This is a genomic window from Aggregatibacter segnis, assembly GCF_003130075.1.
Lineage (GTDB): Bacteria > Pseudomonadota > Gammaproteobacteria > Enterobacterales > Pasteurellaceae > Aggregatibacter > Aggregatibacter segnis_A.
Genome location: NZ_NRCW01000004.1, coordinates 20504 through 42009, shown reverse-complemented (window position 1 = coordinate 42009; position 21506 = coordinate 20504). Strand labels below are relative to the sequence as shown.

The 21506-nt window shown below is 42.6% G+C and carries 16 protein-coding genes; 2 read left to right on the top strand and 14 right to left on the bottom strand.

Going from position 1 to position 21506, the window contains the following annotated elements; translation table 11 throughout:
• The first annotated feature begins 4 nt into the window (after window positions 1-4).
• Both putP and DK415_RS05585 read left to right on the top strand, forming a co-directional pair.
• Window positions 5-1495, top strand: a complete 1491-nt coding sequence (putP, locus tag DK415_RS05590; protein WP_109432810.1) for a sodium/proline symporter PutP — start codon at window positions 5-7, stop codon at window positions 1493-1495.
• A 267-nt stretch (window positions 1496-1762) separates the two neighbouring features.
• Window positions 1763-4012: a nitric-oxide reductase large subunit gene (locus tag DK415_RS05585; protein WP_109432809.1), complete on the top strand. Its 2250-nt coding sequence runs from the start codon at window positions 1763-1765 to the stop codon at window positions 4010-4012.
• A gap of 99 nt (window positions 4013-4111) precedes the next feature.
• On the opposite strand, the gene rlmKL is transcribed toward DK415_RS05585, so the two are convergent.
• The 14 genes from rlmKL to DK415_RS05515 form a co-directional block, all read right to left on the bottom strand.
• Window positions 4112-6259, bottom strand: coding sequence for a bifunctional 23S rRNA (guanine(2069)-N(7))-methyltransferase RlmK/23S rRNA (guanine(2445)-N(2))-methyltransferase RlmL (rlmKL, locus tag DK415_RS05580; RefSeq protein ID WP_109432808.1), 2148 nt, complete (start codon window positions 6257-6259; stop codon window positions 4112-4114).
• 137 nt (window positions 6260-6396) lie between these two features.
• On the bottom strand, window positions 6397-7224 hold the full coding sequence (gene cpdA / locus DK415_RS05575) for a 3',5'-cyclic-AMP phosphodiesterase (protein ID WP_109432807.1): 828 nt from the start codon (window positions 7222-7224) through the stop codon (window positions 6397-6399).
• Between the two features lie 66 nt (window positions 7225-7290).
• Window positions 7291-7914: an ADP-ribose diphosphatase gene (gene nudF / locus DK415_RS05570; protein WP_109432806.1), complete on the bottom strand. Its 624-nt coding sequence runs from the start codon at window positions 7912-7914 to the stop codon at window positions 7291-7293.
• Window positions 7915-8148: 234 nt separating this feature from the next.
• Entirely contained in the window at window positions 8149-8829 is a 681-nt protein-coding gene (locus DK415_RS05565; RefSeq protein WP_109432805.1) for a M15 family metallopeptidase, read from the bottom strand.
• A gap of 1 nt (window position 8830) precedes the next feature.
• Window positions 8831-9964 (bottom strand): succinyl-diaminopimelate desuccinylase, encoded by a 1134-nt coding sequence (dapE, locus tag DK415_RS05560; protein ID WP_109432804.1) that lies wholly within the window; start codon window positions 9962-9964, stop codon window positions 8831-8833.
• Window positions 9965-10087: 123 nt separating this feature from the next.
• A complete protein-coding gene (locus tag DK415_RS05555) occupies window positions 10088-12043 on the bottom strand; it encodes a TonB-dependent copper receptor (protein WP_109432803.1) in 1956 nt (651 codons plus the stop codon).
• A gap of 299 nt (window positions 12044-12342) precedes the next feature.
• Window positions 12343-12687, bottom strand: a complete 345-nt coding sequence (locus DK415_RS05550) for an ArsC family reductase (protein ID WP_109432802.1) — start codon at window positions 12685-12687, stop codon at window positions 12343-12345.
• A gap of 83 nt (window positions 12688-12770) precedes the next feature.
• Window positions 12771-14654: a molecular chaperone HtpG gene (gene htpG / locus DK415_RS05545; RefSeq protein ID WP_162540474.1), complete on the bottom strand. Its 1884-nt coding sequence runs from the start codon at window positions 14652-14654 to the stop codon at window positions 12771-12773.
• Window positions 14655-14787: 133 nt separating this feature from the next.
• Window positions 14788-15951, bottom strand: a complete 1164-nt coding sequence (locus DK415_RS05540; protein ID WP_109432800.1) for a chorismate mutase — start codon at window positions 15949-15951, stop codon at window positions 14788-14790.
• Window positions 15952-16169: 218 nt separating this feature from the next.
• Window positions 16170-17087 (bottom strand): UDP-3-O-acyl-N-acetylglucosamine deacetylase, encoded by a 918-nt coding sequence (gene lpxC, locus DK415_RS05535; protein WP_109432799.1) that lies wholly within the window; start codon window positions 17085-17087, stop codon window positions 16170-16172.
• A gap of 43 nt (window positions 17088-17130) precedes the next feature.
• On the bottom strand, window positions 17131-18417 hold the full coding sequence (gene ftsZ / locus DK415_RS05530; protein WP_109432798.1) for a cell division protein FtsZ: 1287 nt from the start codon (window positions 18415-18417) through the stop codon (window positions 17131-17133).
• A gap of 87 nt (window positions 18418-18504) precedes the next feature.
• A complete protein-coding gene (gene ftsA, locus DK415_RS05525; protein ID WP_048750686.1) occupies window positions 18505-19785 on the bottom strand; it encodes a cell division protein FtsA in 1281 nt (426 codons plus the stop codon).
• A 22-nt stretch (window positions 19786-19807) separates the two neighbouring features.
• Window positions 19808-20575 (bottom strand): cell division protein FtsQ/DivIB, encoded by a 768-nt coding sequence (locus DK415_RS05520; protein ID WP_006717319.1) that lies wholly within the window; start codon window positions 20573-20575, stop codon window positions 19808-19810.
• Complete coding sequence (locus tag DK415_RS05515) at window positions 20572-21501, bottom strand: D-alanine--D-alanine ligase (protein WP_109432797.1); 930 nt, start codon at window positions 21499-21501, stop codon at window positions 20572-20574. Before DK415_RS05515 ends, DK415_RS05520 begins: the two co-directional genes overlap by 4 nt.
• Window positions 21502-21506 lie beyond the last annotated feature (5 nt).

Here is a 21506-nt window from a genome sequence, read left to right as displayed (position 1 = left end):
TTTTATGCAAATCTACATCACCTTTGGCCTCTATTTGGCAATTATTTTAGGCATTGGGTTATACGCCTATCGTTCCACCAAAAACTTTGATGATTACATTTTGGGTGGCCGAAAAATGGGAAGTTTCGTGACCGCCATGTCGGCCGGTGCTTCCGATATGTCCGGTTGGCTATTAATGGGGTTACCCGGCGCGATTTTCTTATCAGGTCTTTCCGAAGCATGGATTGCTGTCGGCTTAACCGTTGGCGCCTATCTGAACTATCGCGTTGTAGCGGGTCGTTTGCGGATTTTCACTGAGAAATATAGCAATGCGCTGACCTTACCGGAATTTTTTGCACAACGTTTTCCGCGTCAGAAAAAAGCATTAAAGATTATTTCTTCAGGCATTATTCTCTTCTTCTTCACCATTTACTGCGCTTCCGGCGTAGTAGCGGGAGCGAAGTTATTCCAAAGCTTATTGGGCTTGGAATATTCCACTGCACTTTGGTTAGGGGCATTAGCGACCATTACGTATACCTTTATCGGTGGCTATTTAGCGGTTTCATGGAGCGACACCATCCAAGCCTCATTAATGATTTTCGCCTTGATTTTGGCACCGGTCATGGTATTGCTCAACATCAGCTGGGATGAAATCACGATGTCTTTGGAAGCGAAATCTGCTGTCACCGGCATTCCTTACAGCAACTGGCTGCACAATGTTTCCGGTATCGGTGTTATCTCTGCATTGGCTTGGGGCTTGGGTTATTTCGGACAGCCACACATTCTTGCCCGTTTCATGGCGGCAGACTCTGTGGCCTCTCTCGAAAAAGCCCGTCGAATCGGAATTTCTTGGATGTTCCTCTGCCTTGGCGGTGCCGTTGCTGTGGGCTATTTTGGATTGGCCTATTTCACCACCCAAAATATTGAACTATACAATGCAGAAGCGGTTTTCATTGAGTTAAGTAAAGCAATGTTTAACCCTTGGATTGTCGGCATAGTATTATCCGCGATCTTAGCGGCGGTAATGAGTACCTTGTCCGCCCAATTATTAATGTGTTCCGCAGCAATTACAGAAGATTTCTATAAAGGCTTCTTCCGCAAAGGCGCTTCCAGCCTTGAATTAGTCTGGGTCGGGCGCTTAATGGTATTGTTAATCTCGGTGGTTGCCATCGCTATCGCACAAGATCCAAACTCCAAAGTAATGGGCTTGGTTTCTTATGCGTGGGCTGGTTTTGGTGCCGCTTTCGGCCCGGTGGTGATTCTTTCTTTGTTCAACCGCAATATTAGCTCCAAAGCGGCATTATGGGGAATGTTATCCGGCGCTATCACCGTGGTGGTCTGGAGTCCATTAATGAAATACTTAGGCTGGGAAGATTTATCTCACCTCTATGAAATCATTCCGGGCTTCTTGGTGTGTTCTTTCATCACGATTACGTCCTCCGTGTTCGCACCGGTTCATCCTAAAGTGATGGAACAATTCGATGAAGCTTTAGCTGAATTTGAAGCACGACGCTAAAAAGTGCGGTCATTTTTAAACATAAAAAATAGGGCGGAATTTCCGCCCTTATCTTTTTCTATTCTCTTTAGGTTATTCCTATCTAAATAACATTGCTTAATTTATAGCCATCATTTTCCCCTTTATATTTACTCACTATTAGGTAATATACCGCCTCTTTAAATCCGATATAATTAGTCAGGTATTTTACTTTCAATCGTAAAATCTGAATGTGTCTGACACAAATAATTAAGTTATCTACCTCTAATTTTCTCAAGGAGTGATCAAATGGGACAATATAAGAAGTTCTGGTACCTATTAGTCGCCGTCTTAGTGGGAGCCTTCTCTCTTCTCGGCTACTATGGCTTTGAAATCTATCGTGAAGCTCCGCCGATTCCGAAACAATATGTGACGGAAAAAGGCGAACCGGTTATCACACACGACAATATTTTACACGGTCAAACCGCTTGGCAAACTACCGGTGGTATGCAGTTAGGTTCCGTCTGGGGCCATGGCGCATATCAAGCACCGGACTGGACCGCCGACTGGTTACACCGCGAATTAACCAACTGGTTAGACATTGTTGCAAATCAAGAATACGGCAAAAACTTCGTCGATTTAAATGATGACCAACAAACCATCTTAAAAAGCCGTTTAACCAAAGAATACCGCGGCAGTAAAGTTGATGAAAACGGCACCGTAGTGCTTTCCGCCAACCGTTTAGCGGCAATCGATAAAACAGCACAATACTATATTTCTTTATATGGTGATGATCCTGCGAGCAAAGCAACGCGTGAACACTTCGCCATGAAAGACAATACCTTGCCGAGCTTAGAAGCCCGCCAAGATTTAGCGAAATTCTTCTTCTGGACAGCATGGACTGCTTCAGCAGAGCGTCCGAATACCCATGCCACTTACACCAACAACTGGCCGCATGAACCGTTAATCAATAACGTGCCGACACCGGAAAACGTCATGTGGTCTATCGCCAGTATCGTCTTCCTTATTGCCGGTATTGGTTTCGTGGTGTGGATTTGGTCATTTAAACGTCGTGAAGATGAAAAAGACCCGATTTCCCCGGAAGTTGACCCGCTAACCAAATTGCAATTAACACCATCACAAAAAGCCTTAGGTAAATATTTATTTACCGTACTTGCGCTTTTCTTCGTGCAAGTGAACTTAGGTGCCGTTGTGGCGCACTACACGGTTGAAGGTCAGGAATTTTATGGTTTGGATATTTCCCAATATCTTCCATATTCTTTAGTACGTACTTGGCACATTCAAGCGGCGTTATTCTGGATCGCTATGGCATTCTTGGCCGGAGGTTTATTCCTTGCACCGATTATCAACGGTGGTAAAGATCCCAAATACCAAAAACTTGGCGTAGATGTTCTCTTCTGGGCGTTAGTCGTCTTGGTTGTTGGCTCCTTCACCGGTAGCTATTTGGCCATCGCGCATATCATCCCTGAAGAATGGAGCTTCTTGTTCGGTCACCAAGGTTATGAATTCATCGACTTAGGTCGTTTCTGGCAAGCTGTGAAATTCGCCGGTATCTTGTTCTGGTTGGTATTAATGCTACGTGGCACCATAAATGCGTTCAAACAACCGGGCGATAAAAACTTACTTGCCTTGTTCTTTGCCTCCGTTATCGCTATCGGCTTATTCTATGGCCCGGCATTATTCTACGGCGAACACACACACTTATCCGTGATGGAGTACTGGCGTTGGTGGGTAGTTCACCTTTGGGTAGAAGGCTTCTTTGAAGTATTCTCCGTAGCGGCACTGTCCTTCATCTTCGTAAGTTTAGGTTTAGTTTCCCGTCGCACAGCGACTGTGGCAACCATCACCGAAGCGGCATTGTTCTTAATCGGCGGTATTCCAGGAACCTTCCACCACTTATACTTCGCCGGTGCGACAACCCCAATTATCGCTGTGGGCGCTTCCTTCTCCGCGCTTGAAGTTGTCCCATTAGTTTTACTTGGCCACGAAGCCTGGGAACACTGGGAAATGAAACAAAAAGCACCATGGATGGATCGCTTAAAATGGCCTATCTACTGCTTCGTTGCCGTTGCCTTCTGGAATATGTTGGGTGCGGGTGTGTTTGGTTTCTTAATCAACCCTCCGATTTCCCTCTACTACATCCAAGGTTTAAACACCACCGCAGTACACGCCCACGCGGCATTGTTCGGGGTATATGGTTTCTTGGCATTAGGTTTCGTGTTCTTAATCGCACGTTACTTGCGTCCAAACACACCATTCAACGACAAATTGATGAAATGGGGCTTCTGGTTGCTTAACGGCGGGTTGGTCTTAATGATCGTCTCCAGCCTATTACCAATCGGTATCATTCAAGGTTACGCGAGTATCTCTGAAGGCTTATGGTATGCCCGTAGCGAAGAATTCATGCAACAACCGTTATTCGACACCTTACGCTGGGTGCGTTTAGTGGGTGACGTTGTATTCATCTTTGGTGCGCTTGCATTCTTCTGGCAAATTTTCACCATGGTTTTCTTCAAACCAAAACATATTGCCAATTAAGTAAATTGAGTAAAAAACAAAGCTGCTGATTTTAAATCAGCAGCTTTTCATATAAAGACATACAAAAACAGGGCGGAATTTCCGCCCTATTTTGTTTTCTTATTTCAACGTCACCAGCCAACAATTATGAATTTGCTTATTGCGTTCAAAATCCAACGGCAAGGTTTTGTGAGAAATTTCCACCGCACTCAAACCTAATGCTTCCAACTTAGTAAAATCCATTTTGAAACCGCGTTTGTTGTTAGAGAACACAATGGTGCCGTTCGGGCGTAGAATGCGTTTTAAATTCGTCATTAACTTAATATGATCCCGTTGCACATCCCAACTGTCTTCCATGCGTTTGGAGTTAGAAAATGTCGGCGGATCAACAAAAATCAAATCAAACTGCCGATCGCATTTTTCTAGCCACTGAAGGCAATCTGCTTGAATCAGTTTATGTTGTTTGCCTTCAATGTCGTTCAACAACAAATTCTGTTCCGCCCAGTTGAGATAGGTATTTGACATATCCACGGTAGTGGTCGATTTTGCCTTGCCGAGCGCCGCATGTACCGTTGCCGAACCGGTGTACGCAAACAAATTGAGGAAATCCTTGCCTTGCGACATTTCGCCCAACATTTTACGGGTCAGGCGGTGATCCAAAAACAAGCCGGTATCCAAATAATCTGTTAAGTTCACCCACAACTTCGCGCCGTATTCGTTCACATAAAAATACTCGCCTTTGTTTGCTAATTTTTCATATTGATTGGTGCCTTTTTGTTTTTGGCGCACTTTCAGAATCAACTTATTGGTTTCAATGCCGGTCACTTGCAAGGTAGCATTCACCGCATCCAACAACCGTTGGCGTGCTTTGTTTTCATCAATATTTTTCGGCGCAGCATATTCCTGCACCACAATATGATCAGCATAACGATCCACCGCCAAATTGTATTCCGGTAAATCCGCATCATATAAGCGATAAGCGTCTAGCCCTTGCTGCTTCGCCCATTTTTCAATTTTTTTGATATTTTTTTGCAGGCGATTAGCGAAATCCACCGCGACTTCAGAAGAAACCGAAGAAGTGCGGTCAAATTCTACGGTGTTTTCTACCGCACTTTGCTCTGCGCGCTCGGCTATTTGATAATTTTTCTGTACGCAATCTAACGGGCCGTTTTTCGCTTTAAACTGACGATGAGAACGTAAACGCAAGCAATCCAATAGACTTGGCTCACCACTGAAAATAGAGGCGTTCCAGCCGGCAAATTGTTGTTTCAAGCGTTGCCCAAACACAGAATATAAGGCAATCAGCGCCGGCGTTGTGCCTAAACGTTCGCCGTACGGCGGGTTACAAATCACCGTGCCCGCCACATTCGGGCTTGGATTTTTTATCGCTGCCACATCGCCCTGTTGCCATTGCATTAAATGCGCCACGCCGGCATTTTTGGCGTTTTGTTTGGCTTTTTGCAATACACGATGATCCAAATCGAAACCATAAAAGTGCGGTGGGTTTTCACGTTGTTTTTCGGCTTCCGCCAAGGCTAAAGCCTCTTCTTTCACCTTTTCCCACGCTGCCTGATTATGCCCTTGCCAAAAATCAAAGCCCCAATGCAGACGATATAATTGCGGTGCGATTTGCGCTTCCATTTGTGCCGCTTCAATCAATAGCGTACCGGAGCCACACATCGGATCCACCAACGGCGTGCCTTTTTGCCAACCGGAACGCAACACAATCGCGGCAGCCAAGGTTTCACGCAACGGCGCTTTGCCCGTGTCTTCACGATAACCTCGCATGTGCAACGCATCGCCGCTCAAATCAAGCGACAGCACCACATCATCACGATTCAAATACGCATGAATACGAATATCCGGTTGCTCTTTATCCACGTTAGGACGGGCGCGACCGTGGCGCTCAAAATAATCCACAATGCCGTCTTTCACACGCATTGCGCCAAATTGGGTATGACGAATTTCTTGGTTCGTGCCATTGAAATCGACAAAAAAATGCACTTTTTCATCAAAATAATCCAACCAATTCACCCCCACCACAGCGGAATATAAATCCAAATCGCTAAAGACTTTGGCTTGCACGATAGGCAATAAAATGCGTGAACTCAAACGACTCCAAAGCAAAGTGCGATACAGGGTTTCATCATCCGCCCAGTAATGCACGCCGCCTTGCGCGACTTTAGCATCCTGTGCGCCTAATTCGGTCAATTCGGATTTCAAAAGCTCTTCAAACCCACGGGCTGTGGTGGCAAAAAGTTGTTTCATAAGGTCTCAATGGTTGGAAAAAATTGGCGGGGATTATAGCAGTTTTAAGCGACTAAGTACGTTGAAGTGCGGTGGATTCTAATAAAAAATAAAGAGGATTAAAAATCCCCTTTAAAAAATGACCGCACTTTTAACAATCAATAACCTTCAACCTGCATATTCGGTAAAAAGGATACCTGTTGAATGCGTTTTACACGGGTTTCAATATGCCCGTCAGCATGTAAATCTATTTCGCGCCAGCCGGGCTGAGCAACATCCAGTGCAAAAGTGTTGCTGTCCGCTTTAAATTGAATACACGTAGAAGGCGTTGCCATCACTTGATAACCAAGCCATTCACTATCCACTTGTTGGTGAATGTGTCCGTATAGTAGGGCTTTGACATGCTTAAATGGCGCTAAGACTTCCGCCAATTCATTGGCATTACGTAAGTTATGTTGATCCAACCAAGCAGAACCGGTGGAAAGAAGATGATGATGCAATACGACCAAAGAATAGCGTTCAGGATATTCTTGTAATTTTAGCTTTAACCAATCCAGCTCTTCCGCTTCTAATTGCCCGTGTGGCACGCCTTGCACTTGGCTATCTAAAAGCAAAATTTGCCACTTATCCCCTAACAAAATATGCTTTTTCGCACTCACGCTATCTTCTTTTAGGATTTCAAACATTTTCGGCTGAAAATCATGATTTCCAGGGATCCAAAAGACCATTTTGTTGTTCAGCGCTTTCACCTCTTGACGAAAACGCAAATAGCCTTCATCACTATTATCCTGTACTAAATCGCCTGTTGCTAACACAAGATCATAGTCGTATTGCTGTTGTTGAATTTCACTTAAAACTTGGGAAAAACTTGCTTGCGTATTGATGCCCAACAATTCACCGTTAGTGTCTTGAAAAAGATGCGGATCCGTAATTTGAATTATACGGAACACATCTTGTTGGGTGTTATATTGATAGGTATTTAACAAAGTAAACTCCTACTACTTAATATTAAACTTAGTCTAAATTACCTATGTCGTCAGATAATAAAATGCTTACAGCCATTGCTCTTTCAATTTTCGGTAATTTAACTCTAGCCATTGTAATCCGATTACCGCAATGCCATTATCAATCTTACCCTCACAAAGCCATTGATATGCTGTTTCCCTACTCACGACATGAACACGAATATCTTCATTCTCTTCTGCTAAACCGTGTAATCCGCCGACTGTGGTGCTATCCACTTTACCGACAAAAACGTGAATACGCTCAAGCACGCCACCGGGGCTATCCCATACGCTCAAACAATGTTGCATATGAGAAATCTTCACGCCGGCTTCTTCTTCACTTTCTCGTAATGCCACGGATTCCGGTGTTTCACCTTCCTCAACCATCCCGGCAATGAGTTCTAACAGCCAAGGAGATTGGGTTGATTTCGGGTCGTAAGCCCCGATACGCACCTGCTCTACCAACACCACGTTATCTAACACTGGGTCGTAGGCAACCATAGCAGATGCAGCCCCTTTGACGAGCAATTCACGGGTCACCGTGCCGCTCCAACCGCCGGCAAAAAGTTTATGTTTGAATTGAACTTTATTTAGCTTAAAAAAACCCTGATAAATCGTTTCATCCTTCAAAATTTCAATATCTTTTTGAGTAAACTGCTGAAACTGATACATCTTTATCTCCCTAAATTACAGCTAGCGAGTAGGATACTTTCATTCAGTGCAAAAAAAAATGTAATTCTTTGTAAAATTTCCGGATTTTTGAAGTAGCTCACAAAAGTCTAAGAGAAGAAAAGAGATGTGATAGAAATGTAACAACACATAAATCAAAAAAAGTGCGGTGTGTTTTTTAACGTATTTTTCACTGCTGAAAAGTTCACTAAAAACACACCGCACTTTTTAATCAATCTATACAAAATACTGTTCAAAAATTTGAGGAAAATGCTGCTGTAATGTAGCCTTGCCAGCAATTTCTTCTTTTTCCCATGCCTGTAGCAACACCTCCGCAGAAAAAAGTTGTTTTGCTTTCTCCGCCAATGGCATGTAACTAATATGCCAAGGCTCACGCCCGATTTTTTTCTCTGCCGGCATTTGCATAAAAGGCAAACTAAAATCAAAGTGCGGTAGGTTTTCGGTGAGAAATTCACTCAGTTCAAAGAAATAACCGCCTTTTTCATATTCCCAAGGCTCAAGCTGCAAGGATTGGCCTTCCGGCAAAAGATCAGGATCGAAAATATCAATTTCAGTGCCCCAATGATGCCGACTCGCCCCCGGTAGCGCTGACCAACGTAAAATAGCTTGGGCTTTTTGCCAATCGTCCAATTGGGTCAAATCCAACGCATTGCCTGCATCATCGTGCACTTTACGTTCACCGTTAAATTTACCGTTCCAAATAAGTTGTTGGCGCGCAAAATCACGAAAGCTACTGGCAGGTTGTAAATTAAAGCCATTTTTGACCGCACTTTGTTGCAGCCCTTGAAAGGCTTTCATTGCCTGCGCCTGCAAAAAATGATGAGTCGAATGCGGTGTCGGCAAATGCACCAAATGTTCTCGCGATTTGCCGGTCAACATGTCAGGGGTTAATTTCATCTTATTTATCCAATAAATTGACTAACATTTGATGATAAATCTGACCGCACTTGGCGAGATCCTCTACGTTCACACACTCATTGACTTTATGAATGGTCGCATTAAGCGGCCCAAATTCCACCACTTCTGCGCCCATCAACGCAATAAAGCGACCGTCAGAGGTGCCACCACCGGTTTCCGTTTCTGGCGTAATGCCTGTGGTTTGCTCGATAGCTGCGGTTAACGCATCTAATAATTTACCCGGTTTGGTTAAAAACGGTTTGCCGGAAAGATTCCACTCAATGCGGTATTTCAATCCATGCTTTTCTAGCATTTCAGCGACTTTCTGTTTGATGATTTCATCGGTCACTTCCGTGCAATAACGCAAATTAAATTGCACGTAAAGCTCGCCCGGAATCACGTTATTACTGCCCGTACCGGCATGAATATTGGCGATTTGCAAACTGGTCGGCGGGAAAAACTCATTGCCGTTGTCCCACTGATAGGTTGTCAATTCCTGTAGGAAAGGCGCGGCTTTATGAATCGGATTTTCTGCTAAATGGGGATATGCCACATGGCCTTGAATGCCTTGAATATAGAGGTTGCCTGTAATCGAACCGCGACGACCATTTTTGACCACATCACCCAAGGTTTTCGAGCTAGACGGCTCGCCCACCATGCAATACGTGATTTTCTCACCGCGCGCCATTAAGCTTTCTACTACACGCACCGTGCCATCTTTCGCTGCAGCCTCCTCATCGGAGGTAATCAATAAGGCAATCGTACCGTCGTGATTTGGATTGGCTTTCACATATTCTTCCGCTGCCACAATCATCGCTGCCAGCGATCCTTTCATATCGGCAGCACCGCGACCATAAAGCATATCATCTACAATTTCTGCAGAAAACGGCGGATAAGTCCATTGGCTTTCATCCCCTGTTGGCACCACATCCGTATGCCCGGCAAAGACAATCACAGGCTCATCAGAACCATGCTTTGCCCACAAGTTTAAGGTGTCGTTAAAAGGCATCCATTCAATGTGGAAACCTAATTTTTCTAAACGTTCGGCAATGAGTTGCTGACAGCCTTCGTCATTCGGGCTGATCGAGGGTCGGCGGATAAGCGATTGAGATAATTGAATAATATGGTGTTTCATAGCATTGAGGAAATTGGCTGAATAAGTAAAAGTGCGGTGTAATTTAACAAAATTTCTTTTTTATTGAAATCTTATTGAACAAAAAATGGATAGCTAAACTATCCATTTTTTATTTTCTCGACATCAAAATTGAACTTGTAGCCGCATCCAATATTGACGGCCCGGTTCATTCACCCGTGTGGTTTGCACTCCGGCAGAAGGATCGGCGCCTTTGCTGACGAATTCGGCATAGGATTTATCAAAGAGATTATCAATACCGCCCTGTAAGGTCACATATTTGTTAATCTTCCATCCTGCGTTTAAGGACAATGTGCCAAATCCGGCTGATGGGCCAATATCTTGCCCGACAATATTACCTTGCTCTTTGGCATAACGTTTTTGGGCAGAAACCAAGCGCCATAACAAACCTGCGCTCAAGGTATCGTTATCCCAAGTTAATGAGTTTTTCCATTCTAACGGAGGCGTTTGAGCCAGCGGGCGATCATCGGTACGATTTTTACCGTATGTGTAAGCAAGGCTACTGCCGATTTCCCAATGTTCGGCAAATTTCCATTTACCCTCAACCTCACCACCTAAACGGGTCGCTTTCACATTGCGGGCTGTCGTATTGTTATTTATGCTTTCTAACATAATAAAATTATGCACATCACTGCCAAAAAACGAGAGGGAAAGATCAAAAACATCATTTTTCCAAATCAGTCCCGTATCAATTTGACGGTTCTGTTCTTTATTCAACACTTGGCTTACTCGGCGCTCCCAATAATCCGGCGCACGCTCGGCAACACCTAGACCGGCATAATATTTAATGCCATTGATTTCTTCTTCCCAACGGAAGAAACCCGCGTGTAAATCATAGGTGCGTTTTTTATTCGGATGATTTGCCATTAAGGTGTCGTATTCCGCCTTCACTTCATCATAACGATAACCTGCTATGAACTTACGGCTATCATTAACCGTCCATGCCCCTTCTGCAAATCCGCCCCATTGGGTGAAGTTTTGTTGCGGCTGATAAGGTTTATGCGTATAGCCTTCACCGCGCATTTCCATACGAGCAAGGTGTTTGTCACGCATATAATCAATTCCGGTCTGCAAATTAATATCCGCCCAATCAAAGGTCGCTTTTAGGTGTCCGGTGTCTGTTTCACGTTTTGGATTCATTGCTTTTTTGACTTGATTTCCCATCATACGCAAATAGCGCAGGCTATAAGTATCCATCACATGATCGATCTTGCTTTGACCGTAGCGCAACTCAAGCTCGGTAAACCATGGCGCAATATTACGTTGTACAAAACGCACATTCCATGCATCGCGGTCAAATTTACTGCCGTCCATCATACGATCCGCATAAGCAGCTTCACCTCGGCTACGCTCATAGGTTCCTGTCAGCAATGTATTTTCTGTCGGAGTAAGACCAAGTTGTAACATTTGGTTACGGCGTTCAAACGAAGAATGAATGCGATTACCGTCGCCATCTTTGTAATTGCCTGCTTCATTATGTGACACACTGGTACGTAAATAACCATATTTGCCACCGGCCATCGCATCAAAATAAGCATCATGACGTTTATTTCCGCCAAGCGTTAGGCTGCCGTTTAAATACGTGTTTTGTGTATCAAATTCAGGCTCTTTTCGCACAAAACGCACCGCGCCGGCAACCAACCCCGTACCTTGCGTCACCGTTTGTGGTCCTTTAGTCACCACCACTTCATCGTAAGCCGATGGGAAAATATATGCTGTAGGTGGATCCATTCGGTTGCTACAACCGCCATGAATAAATTGATCATCCGCCTGAATACTCAAACGGGAGCCACCCAATCCACGAAATAAAGGATCACCTGAACTCCCGCCTTTACGAATCACACTCATATTTGCAACGGATTGCAATAAATCTGCCCCATCACCTGCCGGCAACGGTTGAAGCGTCGTTTTAGGGTTAAGTTTTACCGTATTCGCACTCTTTTGCGACACGCCGGTCACTACAATCGGGGCAAGTGAGGTGGTAGATTGAGGCTCCTCCGCAAACGCATTGGATAAAAAGAACGGAAGCGGAAGAAGGGCAAAATAAGATTTGTTATTCATAAGCAATCCTTTGTTTCTTTAATTCACGGGAATGGATTACAAAATCCAAGCATATTAAATATTCCAAACAACTAAGCCACATGAAACATTTATCACACCAGTAATTAATATTTGCAACAATATGATAACAAATCTTATTCCCATTAATAACAAAAAGCAAGATGATAAAACGCCTGCAAAAATAACCGCACTTTCGGCCAAGCAAATCCCTGCCACAAAAAAGTGAGCGACAATGCCACAATCAAAGTAATAATTACAACAGCTATAAACGGTTAAAAATAGATTTTCTTCGGCTCACATTATTTAAACGCAGCTTCATACTCTTTTGCATCAAAACCAATTAACGTTTTGCCGTCCTGTAAAATAATCGGGCGTTTAATCAATGTAGGATTCTCGGCAAGCACAGAAAGTGCGGTCGTTTTTGATAATGAATTTTTCACGCTTTCATCTAAATTACGCCAAGTCGTGCTACGTTTATTGACCAAGTTTTCCCAACCGAATTGCGCTTCCGCTTGCTGTAAAAAAGCATTATCTAAACCGTCCACTCGATAATCATGAAGTTTATGTTCGATGTTGTGATCCGCAAGCCATTTCAAGGCTTTTTTCACGGTGTCACAGTTTTTAATGCCGTAAACGGTAATCATATTTTCACCTCAAAAAAATAAAAAATCCTCAATCTTATTCAGACTGAGGATTTTAACCATTACATTAATCAATCACAAATAGATTAACCCAATAACTTATTGATGCGCTTAATAAATGCTGCCGGATTTTCTAACGAACCGCGCTCAGCAAGCATGGCTTGCTCTAGCAACAATTCCACCCAATCGGCAAATTCCGCTTCATCGGCAATGTCAGCCACTTTTTTCACCAAATGATGTTCCGGATTTAATTCAAACGTGTATTTCACTTCCGGTACGGGTTGGCCTACCGCAGCAAAAAGTTTTGCCATTTGCGTGGTCATTTGGTCGTTACCGGTAGAAACCACTGCTGGCGTGTCTGTTAAACGGTGAGTTAAGCGTACTTCTTTCACGCGTTCGCCCAGCAACGTTTTTACGCGTTCAATAAAACTATCAAAGGCTTTGTCTTGTTCTTTTTGCGCTTCGTTTTCTTCTTTATCCGCCAAATCGCCTAAATCCAAATCCGCTTTCGTAATAGTTTGGAGCGCTTTGCCATCAAACTCGGTTAAGTAACTTAACATCCATTCATCAATACGATCGGAAAGCAATAAGACTTCAATGCCTTTTTTATTGAACAATTCCAAGTGTGGGCTATTTTTCGCCGCCACATAGCTGTCTGCCGTGATGTAATAGATGGCTTTTTGCCCTTCTTTCATGCGGGCAACATAGTCTTCTAATGACACGGTTTGTTCACTGCTGTCGTTGTGTGTAGAAGCAAAACGCAATAATTTCGCAATGGCTTCTTTATTGCCAAAATCTTCTGCCGGACCTTCTTTTAACACTAAGCCAAATTCTTTCCAGAACTGCTGATATTTGTCGGCATCCTCTTTCGCCAATTTCTCTAACATTTGCAACGAACGTTTGGTTAAAGCTTTACGTAACGCCGCCGTGGTTTTGTTGTCCTGTAAAATTTCACGGGACACATTTAACGGCAAGTCATTGCTGTCGATTAAACCACGCATAAAACGAAGATAATTCGGCATGAATTGCTCCGCATCATCCATGATAAACACGCGTTGTACATAGAGTTTCAAGCCGTGTTTGTGTTCACGGTTGAATAAATCCCAAGGCGCTTTCGAGGGCACATACAGCAAACTGGTGTACTCTTGGTTACCTTCCACTTTGTTATGCGCCCACAATAACGGATCCGCAAAATCATGGCTTAAATGTTTATAAAACTCTTTGTATTCCTCATCAGAAATGTCGTTTTTAGAACGTGTCCAAAGGGCATCCGATTTATTGATTTTTTCCCATTTTTCACCGATTTCTTTGCCTTCATCATCATATTCTTTGGTAAGCATTTCCACCGGCAGACCAATATGATCGGAATATTTACCGATAATTTCACGCAAACGCCATTCGTTTAAGAATTCTTTTTCGTCCTCACGTAAATGTAAAATCACGTCAGTGCCACGGGATTTTTTCTCAATATCCGCCACGGAATACTCGCCTTCCCCGGCAGATTCCCAAAGCACGCCTTTATCAGTCGCCTCACCTGCCGCACGGGTTTTCACCGTCACTTTATCGGCAACGATAAACGCCGAATAGAAGCCCACACCGAATTGACCGATGAGCTGACTGTCTTTCGCTTGATCTTGTCCAAGTGCGGTCAAAAATTCTTTTGTTCCGGATTTGGCAATCGTACCTAAATGATCGATCACTTGTTCACGGGTCATCCCAATCCCGTTATCGCTGATGGTGAGGGTGCCTTTATCCGCATCAAAACTGACGCGCACACGCAATTCGCCGTCACCTTCATATAAAGCCGGATTAGAAAGCGCTTTGAAACGCAATTTATCCGCCGCATCGGAGGCATTTGAAATCAGCTCGCGCAAGAAAATTTCTTTATTGGAATATAAAGAATGAATCATTAATTGGAGAAGTTGTTTGACTTCCGATTGGAAGCCACGGGTTTCTTGATTTGTACTCATATTCTTCCTACTTATGTTGAATAAATTGAAAACGTTATGGATATAAGTGCGGAAGGTGAAATTTCAAGAGTAGGAAAGAAGAAAAGTGCGGTGGAAAATTTATCTGTATTTCCACCGCACTTTCTTTAGATATTTATTTCGGCAAAGCTGTTGGCTTCACAATTTCGCTGGGGTAACAGCCAAGAATTTTGAGATAGTGACTAAATTGTTTTAATTCTTCCAACGCCGATTGCGTATCAGGATGATGAATATTGGCTTCAATTTCCAAATAAAACATCTCCTCCCAAGGCTTGCCATAAATCGGACGTGACTCCAATTTTGTCATGTTGATATGGTGTTTTTTAAATACCAACAACGCATCGACCAAAGCGCCCGCCTGTTGCCCCGTACTCATTAACAATAGGGTTTTTGTATGGATTTGCGGTGAAACACTGTGCGGCTTTTTGGCAATGACAATAAAGCGTGTAATATTATTGTCCTGATTGGCAACATTACGCTTCAGCACGTTCAAACCATATAACTTGCCACCATCCTCATTGCCCAAAGCGGCAATATTTGGTTTGTTCAAACCTGCGACCAATTGCATGGCATGCGAGCTACTTTCACAATATTCAATATGCACACGTTCTAAGCCGTGAATAAAGTGACTGCATTGCTGAATCACTTGGGGATGACTGTATAACGTATCGATTTTGCTTAAATCATCTTGCCCATTCACCAAGACACAATGTTGAATGAGGTAAGCCAATTCACCTACCAAAAACAAATCGGTGTGCTGCAATAGGTCATAAACTTCGTTTATAGCACCGGATGTCGTGTTTTCCAACGGAAGAACTCCATAATCGGCTTCACCATTTTGTACTTTAGCAAAAACCTCATCAAAACTGGCACAACTTATTTCTACTAATTCTTCTTGATATCGAGTAGCATAATTACGCGCTGCTAAATGAGAATAAGATCCTCGCTTACCTAAAAAGGCGATATGAATATTCTGTTCACGTTGCACATTCAGTTTTTTCTGCAAATACACTTGCTGCGTCAGCACCGAATCTTCAATAATTTTTTGGAAAATTGAAGTGATGTATTGTGGTTCTAATTGGTAATTTTCATTTTCGGCAAATTGCACCAACTCTTGTAGCAATTGCTCCTCACGCACAGCATCACGCAACGGTTTCTGGGTAAGTTCCTTGCTACGAACAACATCAAACGCTAAACGATGACGCTCAGAAAGGAGCTTTAATAAACTGCGATCAATTTGGGTAATTTGTTGTCGAATTTCACTTAAATCCAATGACATAAGCTTTCCTTTATTTAAATACTAGGGCATCTTTCTGTTCAAATTTAACGATACCAATAAAGCCATCTTGATTCATAAACGACTTATTTAGTCTAATAATGCCACAGAAAACATTGCGATTTCTAACCGCACTTTGATAAACCGAGATTACAAGACATCTTTTAAGCAATAAAAAAAGCTATATTTCAAACGAAATATAGCTTTTAAGATAGAATTGATTAAATCAAAACTTGAGCAGGAGCGACATAACCTTCTGGGACTTGTTGTTTGTCTTCAAAGGTGACAAATTCCCAAGCTTCTTGATTATCTAATACCGCTCTTAACAATTTATTATTTAAACCATGGCCTGATTTATATGCTTTGAAATCACCGATGATGTTATAACCGCACATATATAAATCGCCGATAGCATCTAACATTTTGTGACGAACCAATTCATCTTTAAAACGTAAACCGTCTTCATTCAAAATGCGGTAATCATCAAGCACGATGGCATTATCTAAACTTCCGCCCAACGCCAAACCTTGTGATTGAAGATATTCGATATCTTTCATGAAACCAAAGGTTCTAGCACGACTAATTTGTTGAACAAAAGCCTGCGCAGAAAAATCCATCACATAGTTACGTACATTTTTACTAATTGCCGGATGGTTGAAATCAATAGTGAAATCTAAACGGAAACCGTTATAAGGGGAGAACTCAGCCCATTTATCACCGTCTTCTACACGCACTTTTTGCTTAATACGAATGAATTTCTTCGGTGCATTCTGTTCTTCAATGCCGGCATCAAGCAATAAATAAATAAATGGACTTGCACTACCATCCATAATTGGAACTTCAGGTGCATCAACCTCAATAATCACATTATCAATACCCAAACCCGCTAATGCCGCGTTTAGGTGTTCAACTGTTGAAATGCGCACACCTTGTTCATTCACTAAGCAAGTGCAAAGCATAGTATCGCGCACCGAATTAGCATTCGCAGGGAATGTAACTGGCGGATTCAAATCAGTACGGCAATAAACAACACCAGTATTTGGCATTGCAGGGCGTAAAATCAATGTCACCTTATTGCCGCTGTGTAATCCCACACCTGTTACTTTTATGCTTTGTTTTAAGGTTCTTTGCTTAATCATAATCTGTCTCTTAACGTATTGTTACACAACAAAATAATTGTCGTTATTTGTCGTTATTACGCATAAATCCTTGAACGTTAAATAAATTCGTATCTTTCAAGCGTTCAGTAATTGGGGTATCTAAATCATCTCTACGATGATTTTGAACATTCTGTTGATGATTTTCATCTTGGGAGTTTTGACTATAACTTTGCGGTCGAGTTCCTAAACCACCAAAAGAAATATTTACCGGTTGAAGTCCTGGTTGTGAATTTTGTGCAACTTGTGGTCGAGGTGAAATTTGAATTTCAGGTGCGTCAGGCTCACCAATACCAGTTGCTACAATAGTTACGCGAATTTCATCAACCATGTCTGGTACAAGTGTCGTACCAATAACAACCGTCGCCTCTTCAGATGCAAACGCTTTAACAGTATCACCAACCGCGTAAAACTCAGATAATCCTAAATCCATTCCGGCAGTAATATTGACTAACACACCTTTTGCTCCGGACAAGTCAACGCGTTCTAATAAATCACTTTTCACAGCAATCTTAGCCGCATCCTCTGCACGACCTTCTCCAGGCGCACTTTGGGCGGAGCCAAAACCGATCATGGCTTGCCCCATCTCAGACATGACAGTGCGCACGTCAGCAAAGTCCACGTTAATTAACCCCGGAGAGGTAATCATATCTGAAATACCGGTAACAGAATTGCGCAGAACATCATTTGCTGCAGAAAAGGCTTGCATGAGCGTTGCATTTTTAGGCATAACCTTGGCTAACTGCTCATTCGGAATGATAATCAAGGAGTCTACATGTTTCGATAATTCTTTGATCCCCATTTCAGCGAACATCATTCGTTTTTTACCTTCAAAGGAAAACGGTTTTGTTACAACTGCAACAGTAAGAATACCTAATTCTTTTGCAATTTGAGCAACAATTGGAGCGGCACCAGTACCTGTCCCCCCCCCCATACCGGCAGCGATAAATACCATGTCGGCACCCTCTAGCATCTTACGAATAGCATCCTGGTCATCTTCAGCCGCTTTACGTCCAACATTAGGGTTTGCACCTGCCCCCAACCCTTTTGTCGTTTCTGCTCCAATCTGAACTGTTTGCTGGGCTTGGCTTTTACGAAGAGCTTGAGCATCAGTATTTACTGAATAAAATTCAATCTTGCCATGTTCATCCGTATTTATGATGGATTCATCAATTAGAGTACCGCCAACTTCTTTTTCTAAAACACTGGCGACCATGTGGTTAATAGCATTACCACCGCCACCACCAACACCGACAACTTTAATCAGCGCGCCACTCATTTCACCAAGATCGTACTCTACTGGCTCAAACATAATTATCTATTCTCCGTTAATGCCGACATACCATCAGCATAAATTAAAGCCCAAATTTTGCATATTGTAGATGAAAAATCAAAATTCTCAAAATTCTGACCGCACTTTATTAAAGATTTTTTTCAGTACATTACCGCAGGAATTTAGGAAATTACTTCCAGAATTTTCCTCATGAATCAATCCATCATCTTCATTGCTATGTTCATACTGAAGCAAACCAATAACAGTTGAATATTGCGGTTTATTTACATAATCCGTCAAACCGGTAATATTTAACGGACTACCTATTCTTACTTGATGATTAGAACCAAAAACCTCTTCGGCACATTCTTTTAAGTCTTCAATTTGAGCACCACCACCAGTAATAACAACTCCTGCGATAAGCTCACATTTCATATTTTTGGATTCTAAATCTGCTTTTAAACGCAACCATTCATTTTTAACTAAACCAAGCAATTCTTTATAACGCGCTGATGTTACAAATGACAGTTGTTCTTTTGTTAATACGCGAGGCCCGCGACCACCAATGCCTGAAACTTCAATTTTCTTATCTGCATGATATTTTGGCGGCATTAATGCACTACCATGGTTAACTTTAATACTTTCCGCTTCCATTCTGGAAGCAGCACAAGCATAGGCAATATCATCGGTAACGCGGTTTCCGGCGTAAGGAATCACCTTACTAAAGCGCAAAGCACCATTGATATACACCATAATATCCATCGTGCCGGCACCAAAATCGACTAAACAAACCCCTAAATCTTTTTCATCTTCCGTTAATACGGAATAGCTCGAAGCCAAACCTGAGAATACAATTTTATCGACTTTTAATTTACAGCGTTCTACCGCTTTTTTCAGGTTATTCAACCAATCCTGATGACAAGCAATCAAATGAGTTTGTGCTTTCAAACGAACACCTTGTAATCCCAATGGATTTTTAATATTCATTTGTTTATCAACGGCAAATTCTTGCGGAATAATATGCAACAAAGACAACCCTTCCGGCATTTTAACCGAACTTGCCGTATGAATCGCAGAATCAATTTCATCTTGCGTCACTTCACCTTCTGCAATAGGCACGAAACCATTCTCATTAAGACTCTGAATATGCTCCCCGGTAATGGCTAACGTCACGCTCATGATGCGACAGTCAGCGACTGACTCTGCTGCTTCAATTGCACGCTGGATAGAGGTGACGACCGCATTTAAATCGGTAATACTTCCTTTATCAATCCCCTTTGAAGGACAACTGCCGACGCCAAGGACATTTACCACACCGTCAGGCAATACTTCACCGACAACAGCAACAACTTTAGACGTCCCAACTTCTAAACCGACAATGGTCTTTGATTCCACAATTTTAGACATATTCTAACTTCGCACTTAATAATTAATTTAAATCAACCATACCCACTGTAGCACCAGAAGCATAACGCAAATCGACATAGGATATTTTCTTATTTTCAGGCACTTCAATTTGGGGATAAATTGTGACAAAACGATCCAGTTTTGTTTTCCATTCTCCACGTCCTAGCTTCAGTACCACATCATTATCCAGCACGACTTGCCAAGCACCACGTGCATCAATGGCTACCGCTTTAAGCGTTAAACCTTTCTGTTTTAAATCGGCATAAATTCTATTCCATGCATCCAACACTTTTTCACTTTGGAAGTCAGGGCCGGCTAAACGAGGTAAATGAGTTTCTTTTAACTTACTCATTGGCAATTGGAAAACTGCACCATCCTCGGACAAAAAGTCACTTTCATTCCAAATAGCAATCGGTTTATATTCCGTTACCCAAATGCTCAATCTGTTCGGCCACATTTTGCGAACAACCGCCCCTTTTACCCAAGGCATTGTTTCAATTTGTTCACGAATGGCATCAATATCTTGACCAAAAAAGCCTTTTAAATCGCCCATTTTTAATAAAGCATCACGCACATCAGCATCTGTCGTGAAATTGGGCGAGCCAACCAACGCAAAAGCACTGATAGGCTTACTATCTAATTTTTCTAGGAAATTTTGCCAATTTGAATAAGAATAGAACAATATGCCAACGCATAATAGCACAAGTAATAATTTAATTTGCACAAAAACTTTGGGTTTCGGCTCACCATATCTTATATTTTGTGTGGTTTTGCGTTTTAGTAAATTCATTCCGCACTCAACTCTAAAATTCTCTCAACCAACTGTCCAAAAGAGTAACCGACCGTTGCCGCTGATTTTGGGAATAAACTATGGCTAGTCATGCCTGGATTCGTGTTGACTTCCACTAAACGAAATTTTCCTTCCGCATCCGCAATCACATCAATACGGCTCCAACCACGGCACCCCACTACATCATAGGCCTGCTTAACTAAATGGCGAAGCTCCTGCTCACGTTCATCACTTAACCCAGCCGGACAAAAATACTGTGTATTATCAGAAATGTATTTTGCATCATAATCATAGAACTCACCTTCCGGCACGATTTTAATGGAAGGTAACACTTCGTTATCCAGTACCGGCACAGTGAATTCATCACCGGCGAGCCATTCTTCAATGAGTACGGTGCGATCAAATTTAAGTGCAAAATCCACCGCACTTTCCAACTCATCAATCGCTTTCACTTTGGTTAACCCCACACTAGACCCTTCTAAAGAGGGTTTCACCATCAACGGTAAGCCGAGTTTTTTGACCACTGACTCAGGGGTTAAGTTTGCTCTATTTTCCACGGTAACGATTTCCATTTCAGCAACCGGCAACCCAAAGGCTTTCCACAACATTTTGGTACGCATTTTGTCCATAGTAAGCGCAGAGGTCATCACGCCACAGCCGGTATAAGGAATACCGATTTGCTCCAACAACCCTTGCATCGTGCCGTCTTCACCACCGCGGCCATGCAAAATGTTAAAGACACGATCAAACCCTTGCTCTTTTAATGTCGCCACCGGAAATTCTTTCGGATCAATTGGGTGAGCGTCATACCCTTGTTTGCGCAACGCATTTAATACTGCGGTTCCTGAATTTAAAGACACCTCACGCTCAGCTGAGGTTCCGCCCAATAATACGGCGATTTTTTCTTGTTTTAATGTTTTACTCATCTTGC